This is a genomic window from Streptomyces sp. NBC_00539, from assembly GCF_036346105.1.
GTDB lineage: Bacteria > Actinomycetota > Actinomycetes > Streptomycetales > Streptomycetaceae > Streptomyces.
On record NZ_CP107811.1, the window covers coordinates 3,139,746 to 3,156,514 of the forward strand.

The 16,769-nt window shown below is 72.6% G+C and carries 15 protein-coding genes; 5 read left to right on the forward strand and 10 right to left on the reverse strand.

Features of this window, described 5'->3' with window-relative positions; translation table 11 throughout:
• Nucleotides 1-137 precede the first annotated feature (137 nt).
• The 4 genes from OG861_RS13865 to OG861_RS13880 form a co-directional block, all read right to left on the reverse strand.
• Complete coding sequence (locus tag OG861_RS13865) at nucleotides 138-611, reverse strand: ATP-binding protein (protein ID WP_329197244.1); 474 nt, start codon at nucleotides 609-611, stop codon at nucleotides 138-140.
• Nucleotides 612-927: 316 nt separating this feature from the next.
• Entirely contained in the window at nucleotides 928-1,839 is a 912-nt protein-coding gene (locus OG861_RS13870) for an acyl-CoA dehydrogenase family protein (RefSeq protein ID WP_329202362.1), read from the reverse strand.
• 5 nt (nucleotides 1,840-1,844) lie between these two features.
• Entirely contained in the window at nucleotides 1,845-2,999 is a 1,155-nt protein-coding gene (locus OG861_RS13875) for an acyl-CoA dehydrogenase (RefSeq protein WP_329197243.1), read from the reverse strand.
• Nucleotides 2,999-4,195: an amidohydrolase family protein gene (locus OG861_RS13880; RefSeq protein WP_329197241.1), complete on the reverse strand. Its 1,197-nt coding sequence runs from the start codon at nucleotides 4,193-4,195 to the stop codon at nucleotides 2,999-3,001. The genes OG861_RS13875 and OG861_RS13880 overlap by 1 nt, the downstream gene beginning before the upstream one ends.
• Before the next feature lie 136 nt (nucleotides 4,196-4,331).
• On the opposite strand from OG861_RS13880, the gene OG861_RS13885 reads away from it, so the two are divergent.
• Nucleotides 4,332-5,981: a class I adenylate-forming enzyme family protein gene (locus tag OG861_RS13885; protein WP_329197239.1), complete on the forward strand. Its 1,650-nt coding sequence runs from the start codon at nucleotides 4,332-4,334 to the stop codon at nucleotides 5,979-5,981.
• Between the two features lie 123 nt (nucleotides 5,982-6,104).
• Here the strand turns inward: OG861_RS13885 and OG861_RS13890 are convergent, their stop codons facing one another.
• Together OG861_RS13890 and OG861_RS13895 are read right to left on the reverse strand one after the other, a co-directional pair.
• Complete coding sequence (locus OG861_RS13890) at nucleotides 6,105-6,845, reverse strand: hypothetical protein (RefSeq protein ID WP_329197237.1); 741 nt, start codon at nucleotides 6,843-6,845, stop codon at nucleotides 6,105-6,107.
• Between the two features lie 284 nt (nucleotides 6,846-7,129).
• Nucleotides 7,130-7,654 carry an EF-hand domain-containing protein gene (locus OG861_RS13895; protein ID WP_329197235.1) on the reverse strand — a complete coding sequence of 175 codons (525 nt, stop codon included), beginning with the start codon at nucleotides 7,652-7,654 and terminating at the stop codon, nucleotides 7,130-7,132.
• A gap of 318 nt (nucleotides 7,655-7,972) precedes the next feature.
• Between OG861_RS13895 and OG861_RS13900 the strand changes: the two genes are divergently transcribed.
• Nucleotides 7,973-8,551, forward strand: a complete 579-nt coding sequence (locus tag OG861_RS13900) for a sigma-70 family RNA polymerase sigma factor (RefSeq protein ID WP_329197233.1) — start codon at nucleotides 7,973-7,975, stop codon at nucleotides 8,549-8,551.
• Nucleotides 8,548-9,813: a maleylpyruvate isomerase N-terminal domain-containing protein gene (locus OG861_RS13905; protein ID WP_329197232.1), complete on the forward strand. Its 1,266-nt coding sequence runs from the start codon at nucleotides 8,548-8,550 to the stop codon at nucleotides 9,811-9,813. The genes OG861_RS13900 and OG861_RS13905 overlap by 4 nt, the downstream gene beginning before the upstream one ends.
• Nucleotides 9,814-9,886: 73 nt before the next feature.
• Here OG861_RS13905 and purU read toward each other — a convergent pair whose 3' ends face one another.
• Together purU and OG861_RS13915 are read right to left on the reverse strand one after the other, a co-directional pair.
• A complete protein-coding gene (purU, locus tag OG861_RS13910; RefSeq protein ID WP_329197230.1) occupies nucleotides 9,887-10,765 on the reverse strand; it encodes a formyltetrahydrofolate deformylase in 879 nt (292 codons plus the stop codon).
• A 14-nt stretch (nucleotides 10,766-10,779) separates the two neighbouring features.
• Complete coding sequence (locus tag OG861_RS13915; protein WP_190183578.1) at nucleotides 10,780-11,226, reverse strand: SCO4402 family protein; 447 nt, start codon at nucleotides 11,224-11,226, stop codon at nucleotides 10,780-10,782.
• 196 nt (nucleotides 11,227-11,422) lie between these two features.
• Here OG861_RS13915 and OG861_RS13920 point away from each other — a divergent pair, with 196 nt between their 5' ends.
• Nucleotides 11,423-12,703, forward strand: coding sequence for an ABC transporter substrate-binding protein (locus OG861_RS13920; protein WP_329197229.1), 1,281 nt, complete (start codon nucleotides 11,423-11,425; stop codon nucleotides 12,701-12,703).
• Between the two features lie 18 nt (nucleotides 12,704-12,721).
• On the opposite strand, the gene OG861_RS13925 is transcribed toward OG861_RS13920, so the two are convergent.
• Complete coding sequence (locus tag OG861_RS13925) at nucleotides 12,722-14,278, reverse strand: hypothetical protein (RefSeq protein WP_329197227.1); 1,557 nt, start codon at nucleotides 14,276-14,278, stop codon at nucleotides 12,722-12,724.
• A gap of 106 nt (nucleotides 14,279-14,384) precedes the next feature.
• Entirely contained in the window at nucleotides 14,385-15,767 is a 1,383-nt protein-coding gene (locus OG861_RS13930) for a transcriptional regulator (protein ID WP_329197225.1), read from the reverse strand.
• Between the two features lie 214 nt (nucleotides 15,768-15,981).
• On the opposite strand from OG861_RS13930, the gene OG861_RS13935 reads away from it, so the two are divergent.
• A complete protein-coding gene (locus OG861_RS13935; protein WP_443056573.1) occupies nucleotides 15,982-16,668 on the forward strand; it encodes a bifunctional DNA primase/polymerase in 687 nt (228 codons plus the stop codon).
• The last annotated feature ends 101 nt before the right edge of the window (nucleotides 16,669-16,769 follow it).

The following is a 16,769-nucleotide window of genomic DNA, read 5'->3' on the forward strand; positions in this document are numbered from 1 at the left end:
CGCATGCACGCCCCGAGCGCGGCACGGCAGCCGCCACCCCACGACCCGCACTCGTCAAGGCAGGACCCTTGGCGTCCCCTCGCGACGAATCGCTCCCCACCAGAGTGATCAACACGTGACGAACCGTCAACACCTCGTTAGAGGTACACGCGGGGTTCCCGGATCGGGGCAAAGAATTCGGCAGACCTTTCCGGGGCGCCCTCGGCGCACTCGGCGCCCGCCTTCCGCGCCCGGTCGACCTCGCACCAGATCCGCTTCCCGGCGCCCTCGGGCTGCCAGCCCCAGCGGTCCGCGAGCCCGTCCACCAGCTCGAGGCCGCGCCCGCCCGTGTCGGTCCCGGCGGCCTGCCTCCGGGCGGGCGCCCGGTCGCTGGCGTCCGCGACCTCGACCCGCACCCCGGGCCCCCCGAACAGCATCCGCAGCACGGCGGGACAGCCGGTGTGCACGACCGCGTTGGTGACCAGCTCCGAGATCAGCAGAATCAGCGTCTCGGCGAGCGGCTCGTCTTCCCCTATGCCGGAACCCGCCAGACGGGACCGCGCCCACCGGCGCGCCCGGCCGACCTCGGCGGGGTCCGCTCCTACCTCAAGCTGAACCTGAAGCACCTGCACCGCTCACACCATCCGAACCGGCGGACACTTCGCCTCACGACGGAACGGGGTCACGGCCAGTGACCCCCTTGTGGAGCAGCATGGTTGACATACAGTCACCACAACAAGCGCTTCGGGCATATTCCAGCGCGAAGGAGTAGGCCTGGTGCATACTGTGCGACGCTCACGCCGCGGGGCCGCTCGCATTCGTGGGAGCGTACCGGAGCGCACCCCCGACTCCGGTCCGTAAGGGGGCGCCCCCAGGACACAAACCGATATCAACTCTCTGTAATCGGACATGAGTCCCGCCTCGTTCCTCCCGTTGCCGAACCCGGCCTCAGCCGACGGCGCCCAGCAGGTCCGCCGCCAGCACCTCCTCCGCCTGCGCAGCCGTGCGCCACTGCTCCGCGCGGACCCAGGCCCGCTTGAGGTGCAGGTGCACGTCCGCCTCCCAGGTGAAGCCCATCCCGCCGTACACCTGGAGGCAGTCGCGGGCCCCCCGCACGGCCGCCTCGTCGGCCAGCAGCTTCGCCGCCGCGATCTCGGCGACGTCGCCCGTCACGGCCGCCGCGTACACCGCGGTACGGGCCACCTCCGCCCGCACCAGCATGCCCGCGCACAGGTGTTTGACCGCCTGGAACGCCCCGATCGGCTGCCCGAACTGCTCACGCCGGCGCGCGTGGTCCACCGCCAGCTCCACGGTCCGCAGGGCGCTGCCGACCTGGAGCGCGGCCGTCAGCAGCGCACCCTCGTCGCGGTAGGGAGCCGGGTCGGGGCCCGGATCCGGGTGGCGGCCCGCCACCCGGTGCAGCGGTGTCAGCGGGTCCACCGAGCGCACCGGCTCGCCTTCGGGCGGCGCGGACGCCCCGAGGACCGCGTCCGCCTCCCCCAGGTGGGCCACCAGCGGCCCGCCCAGGTCGAACGCCGTCACCACCGTCGTCCCGGACGCGGCGCCCGGGACCACCCCGGCCGCCAGGTGCGTGGCCACCAGCGGCCCCGGCAGCAGGGCCCGCCCCGCCTCCTCGAAGACCAGGGCGGCCTCCGGGAGCCCGAGCCCGACCCCGCCGTCGGACTCCGGCAGGCGCAGCGCGAAGAACCCGGCCTCGCCGAGCTCCCGCCACAGCCGCCGGTCCACCGCGACGCCCGCCTCCACCGACGCCCGCAGCGCCTCGCGCCCGTACCGGCCCGCCAGCAGGTCCCGCACGCCCGCCCGCAGGGCGCGCTGTTCCCCGGTCGGCTGGAAGTCCACCGCGCTCACCGCCCCTTCGGCAGGCCGAGGACGCGCTCGGCGACGATGTTCCGCTGGATCTGGGAGGTGCCCGCGGCGATGGTGTACGACAGGGACGAGAGCCGGTCCAGGACCCACTCCTCGTCCAGCGCGAGCGAGCCGGCGCCGAGCACCTGGGCCGCGGCGTCGTACAGCTCCTGCCGCGCGTGGGAGTACGCCAGCTTGAAGACGCTGCCACCTGTGCCGGGGACGCCGCCCGAGCGCTCCGATTCGCTGACGTTCCACTGCGTCAGCCTCCAGAGGGCGCCGAGTTCCCCGTGGAGCCGTCCGAGGGTGCGGCGTAGGACGGGATCGTCCCAGCGCCCGTTTTCCTTCGCGGTCCGGGCCAGCAGGGCGAGCGTACGGCGGCAGGCCACCACCTCCCCCACGAAGGCGGTGCCCCGCTCGAAGGACAGCGTCACCATCGTGACCCGCCAGCCGTCGTTCTCCGCCCCCACCCGGTTCGCCGCCGGCACCCGCACCTCGTCCAGGAACACCTCCGCGAACTCGGCCGACCCGGCGAGCGTGCGCAGCGGCCGTACGGTGATCCCGGGAGCGTCCATCGGCATGGCCAGCCAGGTGATCCCACGGTGCTTCGGCGCGCCGGGGTCGGTCCGCACCAGCAGCTCGCACCAGTCGGCGACCTCCGCGTGGGAGGTCCAGATCTTCGCGCCCGTGACCACGTAGTCGTCGCCGTCGCGGACCGCGCGGGTCCGCAGCGACGCCAGGTCGGAGCCGGCGTCCGGCTCGCTGAACCCCTGGCACCACATCTCGTCACCGCGCAGCACCGGCGGCAGCCAGCGCGCCCGCTGCGCGGCGGTGCCCTCGGCGGCGATGGTGGGCCCGGCGTGCAGGAGCCCGACGAAGTTCGCGCCGACGTACGGGGCCCCCGCCCGCTCGGTCTCCTCCAGGAAGATCAGGTGCTGGGTGGGGGTCGCGCCGCGCCCGCCCGCGTCGAGGGGCCAGTGCAGGCCCGCGTACCCGGCTTCGAACAGCCGGCGCTGCCAGCCGGCGTCGTAGGCGCGGCGGGCCGGCCAGTCGTCGGGGGAGGGCCTCGGGGGCAGTGCGGGCAGCTCCTTGGCGAGCCACTCCCGCAGCCGGGCGCGGAACTCCTGCTCCTCGTCGGTGTAGGTGAGGTCCACTACCGGTCCAGGTCCAGGCCCAGCATGCGGATGGCGTTGCCGCGCATCAGCTTGTAGACGGTCTCGTCGTCGAGCCCCTTCACGTGGTCGAGGGCGACGTCCTTGGTGTGCGGGAAGGTCGAGTCCACGTGCGGGTAGTCGGTCTCGAAGGTCGCGTTGTCGCGTCCGACGACGTCGAGCGAGGCGATGCCGTGCTTGTCGCGGAAGAAGCAGCAGAACATCTGCCGGTAGTAGTACGTGGACGGCGGCTCGGGGATCAGGTCGCGGACGCCGCCCCAGGCGCGGTGTTCGCGCCACACGTCGTCGGCGCGTTCCAGGGCGTACGGGATCCAGCCCATCTGGCCTTCGCTGTAGGCGAGCTTGAGCGCCGGGAACCTCACCAGCACCCCGCTGAACAGGAAGTCCATCATCGAGGCCATCGCGTTGTTGAAGCTGAGGGAGGCCTGGACGGCGGGCGGTGCGTCGGGGGAGGCGGCGGGCATCTGCGAGGAGGACCCGATGTGCATGTTGACGACGGTGCCGGTGTCCTGGCAGACGGCGAAGAAGGGGTCCCAGTACCCGGAGTGGATCGAAGGCAGCCCGAGGTAGGTCGGGATCTCGGAGAAGGTCACGGCGCGCACGCCCCGCGCGGCGTTGCGCCGGACCTCCGCCACCGCGAGGTCGATGTCCCACAGGGGGATGATGCAGAGCGGGATCAGCCGGCCGCCGCTGTCGCCGCACCACTCCTGCACCATCCAGTCGTTGTAGGCGCGCACGCAGGCGAGGGCCACCTCCTTGTCGTGCGCCTCGGCGAAGGTCTGGCCGCAGAAGCGGGGGAAGGTGGGGAAGCACAGGGAGGCCTCGACGTGGTTGAGGTCCATGTCGGCGAGGCGCGCCTTCGGATCCCAGCAACCCGGCCGCATCTCCTCCCTCGTGATCCCCTCCAGGGTCATGTCGTCGCGGTCGAAGCCGACGGCGGCGATGTTGCGCTTGTACGGGAACTTGAGGTCCTCGTAGATCCACCAGTCGGTCGGGGGTCCGTCGGGGTCCATGGAGATCACGTACTTGCCGCCGGTGTAGACCAGCTCGCCGATCCCGGCGGTCAGTGCCTTGGGTCCGCGGTCGCGGTATTTGGCCGGCAGCCACACGTCGAAGAGGTGCGCGGGTTCGATCACGTGGTCGTCGACGCTGATGATCCGAGGCAGTTCCGTGTCCATGATGTCCGGTGTCCCCTCGCCCTATCTGATGGACCGTCAGAAACAAGCTAGCCCCGCCACCTCTGGACCGGCAAGCGGCGGGGCCCTACGCTCTCGCCAGATCTGACACATCGTCAGCCAAGGGGAGGCGGCCGGGATGACGAGGACGGACCACGACGCGGGGGCGGGAGCAGGAGCGGGGACGGCGGCAGCGGCGGGGACGGCGGCAGCGGCGGGGACGGCGGCAGCGGCGGGGACCGGAGCGGAGACCGCCCGCACCCTCGCGGACTCCCGCACCCTCTGGGACCTCGTCGCCCGCCGCGCCGCACTCACCCCCGCCGCCACCGCGCTCATCGAGGCCGCCCCGGACCCCGCCGACGACCGCACCCTCACGTTCGGCGCGCTCCACGACCGCGCGGAGCGGGTCGCGGCGGGCCTGCACGGCATGGGCGTCGGCCCGGGCACGGTCGTCGCCTGGCAGCTGCCGACCCGCATCGAGACGGTGCTGCTCTCGCTCGCGCTGGCCCGGCTCGGCGCCGTCCAGTCGCCCGTCATCCCCTTCTACCGCGACCGCGAGGCCGGCTTCGCGCTGCGCGGGTCGAAGGCGGAGTTCTTCGCCGTCCCCGGGGAGTGGCGCGGCTTCGACCACGCGGCGATGGCCTCCCGGCTCGGGGCGCGGGGCGTCTTCAAGGCCTACGAGGACCTCCCGGCCGGCGACCCGGCCGGCCTGCCGGCGCCTCCCGCCTCCGGAACGGACGTGCGCTGGATCTACTGGACCTCCGGCACGACCTCCGACCCCAAGGGCGTGCTGCACACCGACCGGTCCCTGATCGCGGGCGGCTCCTGCCTGGCGCACGCCCTGCGGCCGGGGCCGGGGGACGTGGGCTCGATCGCCTTCCCGTACGCGCACATAGGCGGCCCCGACTACCTCGTGATGCTGCTGCTGTACGGGTTCCCGGCGGTGCTGTTCGAGAAGTTCGCGATGCCGGACGCGCTGGACGGGTACCGCCGCCACGGCGTCACCATCGCCGGCGGCTCCACCGCCTTCTACTCGATGTTCCTCACCGAGCAGCGCAAGGACCCCGACGGGAAGCTCGTCCCGAGCCTGCGCCTGCTGGCGGGCGGCGGCGCACCGAAGCCGCCGGAGATCTACCACGCGGTGGTCCGCGAACTGGGCTGCCGGCTCACCCACGGCTACGGCATGACCGAAGTCCCGATGATCACCATGGGGGACCCGGACGACACGGACGAGAACCTCGCGACGACCGAGGGCCGCCCGCCGCGGGGCATGTCGATACGCATCACGGCCCCGGACGGCACCCCGCTCCCGCCGTCCGCCGACGGAGAGGTCCGCCTGCGGGGCGAGGCGGTCTGCCGGGGCTACCTGGACCCCGACCTGTCGGCGGAGGCCTTCGACGCCGACGGCTACCTGATCACCGGCGACCTCGGCCACCTCACCCCGGACGGGCACCTGGTCCTCACCGGCCGCAGCAAGGACGTCATCATCCGCAAGGGCGAGAACATCTCGGCGAAGGAGATCGAGGACCTCCTCCACCTGCTCCCGGACGTGACCGACGCCGCCGTCATCGGCCTTCCGGACCCCGAGCGCGGCGAACGCGTCTGCGCGGTGGTCGAGCAACCGCCGTCGGCACCCCCGTTGACGCTGACGGCGGTCACCGCCCACCTGCGCTCCCAGGGCCTTTCCCCGCACAAGCTCCCGGAACAACTGGAACTGGTCGAGGCGCTGCCCAGAAACGAAGCCCTCCGCAAAGTGCTCAAATACAAACTCCGCGAGCGCTACGCGTGAAAGCACGCCGCCGGCCTCCGAGACCGACAAGGGATCTCGGAGACCGGCGAAAGCGATTCCCTGGTGGGGGGACGAATCAGGTAACCGCCGCGCACCGTCTCGATTCGTAGCCGCTCTTTGCCGTTAGATGTTCTTGAGGTAGCCGCTCTTGAACCCGTAGGCGTTGGCGACGACCTGCTGGCGCTTGTCGATCTCGACGCCGAAGCCCTTGTAGATGATCGAGCCTTCCCAGACGACCTGGCCGATGGCGTTGCCGCTGGCCAGCTGGGCCTTCGGGACGCCGTGGCCGATGGAGACGGCGCCGTTGAAGTTGCGCTTGCCGCAGTCGGCGTGGTCGACGCGGTCGATCTTGGAGCCGTTGGTGTGGTAGTTCACCCACACGCTGAGCTTGGTGATGGTGATGCCGAAGATCTTCTGGCGGACGGTGTAGGTGGTGTCCCACCAGCCGGCGTGCAGCTTGCCCGCGGCCGAGATCCCGGAGGCGTCGCCCGCGTCGGGGGTGAAGGTGGCGTCGCTGTCGGCGGCGATCTGCACGTCACCGCCCTTGAGGTTCACGAGCGAGTGCGAGGGCGTGCCGTCCGTGGGGACGTCGGCGACCTCTTCCAGCAGGGCCTTGAGGTTCTCGGGGTCCTCGGCGTAGTTGAGGAACTTGACCTGCTTGTCGTGGGTCAGGGCGTCGAAGTCGCGCAGCGCGTCGGCGGCGCCTTCCTCGGTGCTGTTCTTGAGGCTGTTCTCGTAGGCGGCGATGCGCATGCCGTCCTGCGAGATGAGAGAGGCGCTGGCGTTCGCGGTACCCATCAGCGTGGTGGCGGCGACGACGGCGAGAACGGCTGCGGTACGGCGGGGGGTTATGACCTTGGACATGGCTGAGCGGAAGCCCTTCACGTTGGGGGGTGGCTTGCGAAACTCAGCTAACCAGCGGAACAAACCGTTCCCGCTCAACGGATCCTCAGATCTTCGATCTTCGTCGCCCCGGCACGCGAATGCGCCTCAAATGCCGCACTGAGTACGGCAGTTGCTCAAACCGGAGCACTGCCGCCCGGCCCCCCGCGAACGGAGGACGGCCCCCGCACGGTCATCGCCGCGACCCCGCTCCGGGGAGCGGGGTCGCGGCTGATGTTCCTCGTGAAACGACGCCCCGTCCGGGGTCAGGCATCCGGGGCGGCGACGCCGCAGTAGGCGGCGAAGGCCGTGAGGATCTCGTCCTCCGAGATGCGGCCGTCGCCGTCCGCGTCGAGGGCCGTGGCGATCTGGGACGCCGGCTCCGGCGGGGTGCCGAGGACGCGCAGCACGCGGGCCGCCGCCGCCGGGGTGGCGCCCGGGTCCGCGCCGTCCTCGGACGCCACCGCGATCACCGCGCGCAGGAACGGCCGGGCGATCTCCGCAAAGCGCTCCGGGTTGTCCCGCAGCCGCTTGACCGCACCCGTCACGAACTCCTCGCGCGACACCCGCTGGTCACCGTCGACGTCGGCGATCCCGGCCATGCCCTGCCAGAACGCCTCGGCGCCCGCGAAGACGGCCTGGCCCTTGTCCGACCGGGCGCGGACGCCGAATTCGGCCAGCACGGCCCGCGCGGCCACGCTGAAATCCTCGCGGTCGATGAATCCGGACCCGTCCTGGTCGAAGGTGGCGAATCGGGAGGCGATCTTGCGCTCGTACTCTGCGCTGTCCATATTCGGCGTTCCGCCTTCACATGTGCGTGTGGGTGCAGTTTGAGGTGCAGTTCAAGACAAGGCAGGAGCGTACGGCCTCGGTGGCCCGCGCGTTAAGCCGAGCCGTCCGGGAGATGGCCGCATCGAACCCGCGCACGGGAAGCGCGGCAGGGCGCGTACTGATGTGCCTATGCGGGTGTCATGTTCCGGCCCCGGGGCGGGTAGTGGCCGTACCACGACAGGCACGCTCCGGGGGTGGGCTTTCGGTGAAGACGGGCGCATCCCGCCATGTGCCGACTACATTCGACGGGTCGACACACGGCCGGGGCTGGGGGCACTATGCCGAAGGACGTACCACCGCGCTGGGACCGCCGCATGCAGCAGCGCCTCGCCCGCGGTGAGGCCGCCGCGCTCGGGGAGCTGTACGACCGCTTCGCCTCGCTCGTGCACAGCCTCGCGCACCGGGTGCTGGGCGACGAGACGGCCGCGGACCGGATCACCCGCGAGGTGTTCGGGTACATCTGGGAGAACCCGGACGCCTACGACCCCAAGCAGGGCTCCCTGCGTTCCTGGGTCGCCCGGATCACCCAGGGCCAGGCCGTGGCCCGGCTGCGCCAGGCAGAACTGGGCCGCGGTTCCCGCGAGGAGCTGGAGCAGAAGGTGCGCAGCGCCAACGCCGCCGCCCGGGCGGACTACATCGTCACCTCCATGCCCGCGCCGCTGCGCTCCGCGCTGGAACTCGCGTACTTCAAGCGGCGCGACTACCGGCAGGCCGCCGCCGACCTCCACATCAGCGAGGACGAGGCGCGGCGCCGGCTGCGCCTCGGGCTCCAGCTGCTGTCGACCGCCAACGCCCTCCCGCGGGAGGACACCGCCCCGCCCGGATACGGCCCGCCCGGATATGGAACGCCCCGATGACCGGCCCCGCCGAAGACGTGCCCGACGACGGTTACGAGCGGCCCGTGGGCGGTGCGGCCCGGATACCGGGCCCGCGCGGGGCCGCCGACGACCTCGACCCGCTGCCGGACCCCCGGCCCACGCCGCAGCCCGCGCCCGTGCCGCAACACGCCCCCGAGCCGCCGCCCACGCACGCCGTACTGAAATCCCTGCTCGGTGCGTGGGCGCTGGCCGCCTGCTCCGCCGAGGAGACCCAGGCGGTGGAGGACCACCTCACCGAGTGCGCGCCCTGCGCGGAGGAGGCGCTGCGTCTGCGGGACGCGGTCGGGCTGCTGCACCCGGAGGAGAGCCTCGACCTCAAACCGCTGCTGCGCTCGCGGGTGCTGGAGGACTGCCTGGGCAAGCGCCCGGCCCGCATCCCCGTCCCGGCGTGGGCGACCCCGTACGACACGGAGACCGCCCGGCTCGACGCCCTGCTGCGGGACTTCGGGGACGCCGAGTGGCACACGCCCGTACAGCTCAAGTGGTTCCAGGAGGAGCGGAGCCGGTCGCGGGACACCACCGTGGCCGGCGTCATCGGCCACCTCCTGACGGTGGACGGGCTCGTCGCGACGGCGCTCGGACTGGACGACCCGCTGGGCGCGCAGGCACCGCCCGGCGGTACGACGCGGCGCACTGAGTTCTTCTGGGACTCGGAGCGGCACCCGGCCACCCGGCAGGTCCGCGAGCCGTGGCGGGAGCAGGGCCACACCCTGGTCCGGACGGTGTCCTTCGCGGGCCACGGGGTGGCCGAGCTGGCGGTCGACTACGGCGGCTTCGCCCTGCCGCTGGGCGACGCGTTCCTGGAGCGTGCCTTCGAGTGCTGGGTGCACGCGTGGGACATCGCGGAGGCGGTGGACTACCCGTACGAGCCGCCGTCCGGACCGCACCTGCACCGCATGATCGACCTGGCGGCGCGCCTGCTGCCGGCGGCGCTGGCCGAACGGCGCCGCGCGGGTCTGGCGGGACCGGCGCGCGGACTGGTCGCGGCGGGCGCCCCGGGGCGGACCCTGCACCTGGAGATCGAGGGTGCGGGCGGCGGCGGTTGGGACATCGCGCTGGATTCCCCGGCGGCGAAGCCGTCGTCGGACCACACGGTGGCGGAGATCGCCCTGGACGGCCTGGAATTCTGCCAGCTGGCCGCCGGTCACATCTTCCCGGAGGAAGCGGCGGCGGGCCAGCACGGCGACCGCGAGGCCATCCGCGACGTCCTCTTCGCGGCGGCCTCCCTCAGCCGGCTGTAGGGGCCCCGCCCCGGCGGGCGGGGGCCCCACCAGCCGGTGGGGCCCCCGCGGCCGATGGGGCCCCCGCGGCGGGTCAGGCGAAGACGACCGTCCGCGTGCCGTTCAGCAGCACGCGGTGCTCGCTGTGCCACTTCACGGCGCGGGCCAGGGCCTGGCACTCCACGTCCCGGCCGATCGCCACCAGCTGTTCCGGGGTCACCTCGTGGCCCACCCGCTCGACCTCCTGCTCGATGATCGGCCCCTCGTCGAGGTCGGCCGTCACGTAGTGCGCGGTCGCGCCGATCAGCTTCACGCCCCGCGCGTGCGCCTGGTGGTACGGCTTCGCGCCCTTGAAGCTCGGCAGGAAGGAGTGGTGGATGTTGATGATCCGCCCGCTCAGCTCCCTGCACAGGGTGTCCGACAGCACCTGCATGTACCGCGCCAGCACCACCAGCTCGACGTTCTGCGCCCGCACCAGCTCCAGCAGTTCCGCCTCGGCGTCCGCCTTGGTGTCCTTGGTCACCGGGATGTGCACGAACGGGATGTCGTACGAGCCGACCAGCTCCGCGAAGTCGGTGTGGTTCGAGACCACCGCCGCGATCTCCACCGGCAGCGCCCCGATCCGCGACCGGAACAGCAGGTCGTTCAAGCAGTGCCCGAACTTCGACACCATCAGCACGATCCGCATCCGCTCGTCCGAGCGGTGGATCTGCCAGTCCATCTCGAAGGAGTCCCCGATCGCGGCGAAGCTGGCCCGCAGCTTCTCCACGGTGAGCGGCGCATCCGCCTCGAAGTGCACCCGCATGAAGAACAGGCCCGTGTCGCGGTCGCCGAACTGCCGGCTGTCCTCGATGTTGCATCCGGTCATGAAGAGGTAGCTGGACACGGCGTGCACAATGCCCTTTTTATCCGGGCAGGAGAGGGTCAGGACGTACTGCTGCGGCTGCGCCTGGCGCTGCGGGTCATCGTTCATGACGGCAAAGCCTTTCACACCGCGCGGGTGAGGATCCTCAGCACTTCGATCGAGCTGGGCGCGGCGTCCGGATCTTCCCCGTCCGCCGTCGCGAGCCGTACGTGCGCCTCGCGCGCTGCGCGCACCGCCTCCGGCCATGCGTGGTGCTCCAGGTACGCGGAGACGGGCGCGTCCGGGCCGACCTGGTGCAGGATGCGCAGCACGCGCAGGACCGCGAGGTCCACGAGGGCCGCCTCACCGGAGTCGCGGAAGATCGTGCCGACGTACTTCTCCGCCGACCAGCTGTCGAGCCAGGTGTCCTCGACGAGCCGGTACACGGCGTCGGTGACGTCCCCGTACCCTTCGACGCCGGCCTGCCAGACCTCCTCCTGGAACACCGGGTCGGAGAGCATGTGCAGCGCCGAGCGCACGTTGCTGCGCCAGCGCCACCACGGCATGTCGTTGAGGGGCATGCCGCCCATGGTGGAGGAGCGGCCGCCGCGGCGGGAAGAGTTCTTCGAACCTTGGGCGAATGTCACGCTTTCGATCGTACGTTCCCCCGTGGCGCGATCTTGAAGCACCTGTGCGCGACCCGGCCCCCGCAATTCACCTCCCCGTCACCGAATGTTGTGTACACCTCATGCTCGCGTTCCCCGGGGGGCGGAATGGTGCATGGACATGACCGACCGGCGACGCACGACCTCCTTCTCCCGCACCTTCCTGGCCACGGCGATGGGTGCGTGTCTCGTCGCCGGATGCGGGCTGGTCCCCGGGGGCTCGGGGGGCCCCGGGGACACCATCACCGTGATGACCTTCGCCCCCATCGGAACGCAGGCGACCAACATGCCCGGCATGCCCGGCATGGCGAAGGCGTACGAACGCTGGGTGAACGCCCGGGGCGGCATCAGGGGCCACAAGCTGCGCGTCCTGACCTGCAACGAGAAGAACACCCCCACCGGCGCCGCCGACTGCGCGCGCGAGGCGATCGCCCAGAAGGCCGTCGCGGTCGTCGGCTCGTACAGCCAGCACGGCCGCGCCTTCATGGCGCCCCTGGAGGCCGAGGGCATCCCCTTCATCGGCGGGTACGGGGTCTCCTCCGAGGAGTTCGAGAGCACCCTCTCCTACCCCGTCAACGGCGGCCAGCCCGTGCTCCTGGCCGGCGCCGGACACCAGCTGGCCAAGACGTGCAGCCAAGTCGCACTGGTCCGGCCCGACACGCTCGCGGGCGACGCCATGCCCGTACTGCTCAACGCGGGGCTGCGGGCCAACAAGGCGGCGGACGCCGCCGACATACGGGCGGCCGAGGACGGCGCCGACTACACGCCCGAGGCCCGGGAGGCGCTGACCGACGCCACCGGTCCCGCCGCCAAGGACCGCGGCTGCGTGACGGCGGTGCTCGGCGAGCGCACGGAGACCTTCCTCGACGCCTTCCGCCGGACCGACGAGAAGCACAAGAAGCCGCAGATCGCCTCCGTCCTCGGCAGCGTCAGCCAGGCGCTGGTCGACCGCACCGGCGGCCGGGAGAGCCCCTTCGAGGGCGCGTACCTCACCAGCTGGTACCCGGTGTCGGGCGACCCGCTGTGGGGGCCGATGCGCAAGGTGATCTCCGAACAGGCCTTCGGCGACGACACCGTGGACCCCGACGACAGCGGAACGCAGACCACCTGGATCGCGTACACCGTGCTGAGCGAGGTCGTCGGCCGCCTCAAGGCCGACGAGGACGTGACCGCGCGCAAGATCGCCAAGGCCCTCAATCAGACCGCGGGCGTCCAGACCGGCGGCCTCACCCCCGAACTCAGCTGGCGGGACCAGGACGTACGGGCCGTCGCCGGTTTCCCGCGCATCTCCAACGGGCGGGTCACGTTCCAGGTCGTCCAGCAGGGACGCCTCGTCGCGCAGCCGGGCGAGGAGTCCCAGGACATGACGCCGACCCTGGAGGCGGCGCCCCGCGCGGCGTAGGGCCCGGGCGCCGGGGGGTCACAGCTCGGTCTTGTCCCGGCGGGTGAGGCCGTACTTGGCCGCGATCGAGTTCCACATCGTCGCGGCGGACTCCTTGGCCCGCGTCGCCTCACCGCTGGACTTGTTGCCGTCGGCCGCGTGGTCGGTGGACTTGGCCTTGCCGTCCTTGCACCCGCCCTTGTCGTGCGCCACGTCGTCCGCCCAGCTCGCGTAGCCGCGGTCGGCGGCCGCCGAGGACTTCCAGGCCTTGGTCAGGGCGGCGGACAGCTTCACGTGGTCCGGGAGCTCGTCCATCTTCAATTCCTGGAGCCGGGTGACCAGTTCCTCGCGCTGGCGGGCGGCGTCCCGCAGCTCCAGGGCCGCCTGGTCGAGGTTGCGGCAGCTCTTGATGTCGTCGACGGCCTTGATCACCGCCGCCCGGCTGCCGTTGCTGTCCGCGAGCACCTTGTCGAGCTGGACGGCCTGCGGGCGGGCCGGGTCCACCTGGGCGTCGTCGGCCGCGGTCTCGGTGGAGCCGGTCGGGGCGGGGACCGCCGCGCCGGGGTCGCTGTTGGCGGCCTTGCCGCCGCCGTCGGCGAGCAGCGAGCCGACGCCGAGCCCGGCCACGGCGAGGCCGATGACCGCGGCGGCTATGACCCCGGCCGAGACCTTGCGCGGTGGCGCGGGAGGCGGCGGGGGCGGCGCGGGTGCGTACTGCTGCCGGGGCGGTACGGGTCCCGCGGGAGGTCCTGCGGGGCCCCGCGGGCGCGGGGCCCGGCGCAGCACGGGCTCCTGGACCGGCGGGAGCTGCTGGGTGTGGCCGACGGTGTCGTCGCTGCGGAACAGGCCGTCGAAGCCCTGCACGCCGGAGTCGGAGGGTGCCGCCGGCACCGGCGGGATGTACTGGGTGGCCGCCTCGTGAGGGCCCGGGACCGGCGCGATGTACTGGGTGGCGGCCTCGTGGTGGGCGGGCCCGTCCACGACCGGCGCGATGTACTGCGTCGCCGCCTCATGAGGGCCCGGCACCGGCGCGATGTACTGCGTCGCCGCCTCATGAGGACCCGGGACCGGCGCGATGTACTGGGTGGCGGCCTCGTGGTGGGCGGGCCCGTCCACGACCGGCGCGATGTACTGCGTCGCCGCCTCATGAGGACCCGGGACCGGCGCGATGTACTGGGTGGCGGCCTCGACCGGGCCCGGTGTGCCCGGTATGGGCGGGATGTACTGGGTCACCGCCTCGGGCAGCGGTGGGTACCCGTAGCCGTGCGGGTCCCCCGGACCCTCGAACCCCGGGCCGACCACGTGCCCCGCCGGTGGGTACCCGTACCCCGGCTGGGGCGCGTGCCCCGGCGGGGCCTGCGCCGGGTAGCCATAGGCCGGGCCGCCCGGCGTGCGGGGCTCCTGCGCCCCGTACCCGCCAGGGTGGTGCTCCGGCTGCTGCGCGCCGTCCCGCTGCGCCCCGTGACCGGGCGCGGGAGGGCCGTCCGGCTGCGACCGGGACCCGGGTTCCTGCGACCCGTACCCCGGGTCGCGGCCCCACGGCGCACCGGCCTGCGGGGCGGCCCCCTGGCCGCTCCCCTGTCCGCTCTCCGTCACCCGGGAACTCCTTCACCGACCTGCCCGCAACGTACGGAACCGTCGGCCCACGCTACCCGGTCACCGGCCGCCCCCGTCAGTCCCGCCCGGAGCTCCGCCCCCCGCCTCAGGCCGCCGCCACCTCCAGCCGGGCCACGAACTCCCGCACCGCCGCCTCCTCGCGGTACGGCTCCAGCCGGGTCCGGAAGTCCTCCAGGTACTCCGCCCCGCGCCGGGTCCGCAGGGAGTCCAGCAGGTCGGCGGCCTTCGACGCCGTCTGGCACGCCTGCTCCACCTCCCGCTGCTGGACCTGCGCCGCCGCCAGCAGCAGCAGACCGATCGCCCGGCGCCGCGCCTTGGTCCCGGGCAGGCCCCGCAGCGCCTCCTCGGCCCGCCTGGCCGCCGCGTCGGCCTGGCCGAGGTCCCGGTGGCAGTGGGCCAGTTCGTCCGCGAGGTAGGCCCGGTCGAAGTGGCGGATCCACACCGGGTCGTCGCCCGCCTCCGGCTCGGCCCGCTCCAGCGCGGTCACCGCCCGCCCCGACAGCACCGCCGTGGCCCGGGCGTCGCCCAGCAGCGCGTGCCCGCGCGCCTCGGCGGCGTAGAACATGGCCTCCACCCTCGGGGTGACCTGCCCGCGCGTGCCCTCCTGCGCGGCCCGAGCCAGCTGCGCGATCTCCCTGGGGTTGCCGAGTTCGGCGGCGAGGTGGCTCATGGACGCGGCCAGGACGTAGCCGCCGTACGCGCGGTCACCGGCCGCCTGGGCCAGCCGTAGCGCCTGGATGTAGTAGCGCTGGGCCAGGCCCGGCTGGCCCGTGTCCACCGCCATGTAGCCCGCCAGTTCCGTCAGCCGGGCCACGGCCGCGAACAGCGCCCGCCCGACCGGCTCCCGGTAGGAGCCCCCGATCAGCCCCGACACCACGGAGTTGAGGTAGTGCACCACCACCGGGCGCACGTGCCCGCTGCCGAAGCGGTGGTCGAGTTCCTTGAGGGCCTCGGTGGTGGCCCGTACCGCTTCGACGTCGGGCATCCCGACGCGCGAGCCGCTGTTGCGGGCCACCTGCGGGTCGGCGCCGGTGATCAGCCAGTCACGGCTGGGTTCGACGAGGGCGGAGGCGGCCACGCTGGAGCCGGAGAGGAAGTCGCGGCGGCCGACGTCGCTCCGCCACAGCTCGCTGACCTGCTCGATGGCGCCGATGACGGTCGGGGAGAACTGCAGGCCGACGCCGGAGGCGAGGTTCTTGCCGTTGGCCATGCCGATCTCGTCGATGGTGACGGTCCGGCCGAGTTTGCGGCCGATCGCCTCGGCGATGATGCCGGGCGCCCGGCCGCGCGGCTGCTGGCCGCGCAGCCAACGGGCCACGGACGTCTTGTCGTAGCGCAGATCGAGGCCGTGCTCGGCCCCGCACATGTTCACGCGCCGGGCGAGCCCGGCATTGGAGCACCCGGCTTCCTGGATGAGCGCCTGCAGCCGTTCGTTCGGCTGGCGGGCGAGGAGAGGCCTGGCTGCCATGAAAACCCCCTGAAGCCGCGGGAGAGCGATGGAATGATCACTTCCCGCCTGATGTGCGGAGAATCTTCGTCTCTGCGTGGTGTCGCTACCCACGGACCGCGCTCCGGGCTCCTACGCGCCCCCGCACGTGCTTCCGTGCGCCCCATTTGCAGGATCGATGCTCCGCCCACGGGCCGGTTTACGCCCGTAACCCCCGGTGGGTGCGGCAGTTGTGATGGGCGTGGAAGAGACCATCGGAGTCACGGAGACCGCAGCCATCCCCAAGCAGCGCGGCGAGCAGCTGCTGGACCATGCCGTGCGGTACGCGGAAGAACGGCACTGGGACGTCTTCGCGGGCACCTGGCTGGAGGCCGGCGACGGCCGCGAGGTGTGCTCCTGCGGGGACCTCGACTGTACGGCGCCCGGCGCGCACCCGGCGGTGGAGGACTGGGCGGCGCTGGCCACCGGCAGCGCGGTGCAGGTGCGCCGGATCTGGGCGAAGCAGCCGCGCGCCTCCATCCTGCTGCCGACCGGCCGGACCTTCGACGCCATCGACGTGCCGTCGGCCGCCGGGATCCACGCCGTGGCCCGACTGGAGCGGATGCAGCGCACCCTCGGCCCGGTCACCCTCACCCCGGACCACCGGATGCTGTTCTTCGTCCTGCCCGGAGCCGGGGCGAAGGTGCCGGACCTCGTACGGAAGCTGGGCTGGTCGGCGCCCGCGATCGACATGATCGCGCGGGGCGAGGGCGAGTACGTCGCCGCGCCGCCCACCCGCCTCGGCGGCCGCGGCCCGGTGCAGTGGGCGCGCAGGCCCACTCCGGCGAACCGGTGGCTGCCGGACACGGAGGAGCTGATCGACGCGCTCGCCTACACCTGCGGCAGCCAGGCGGCCGCGGCCCGCGCCGGGCAGAGCGCCTGAGCCCACGACCTCCGGGCCCGCGCCCTGCGAGAACCACGTCCTCCGGGAACCACGCCCTGCGAACTCACGCTGTCTTGAGTTCATGACATAAGTAACTGCTG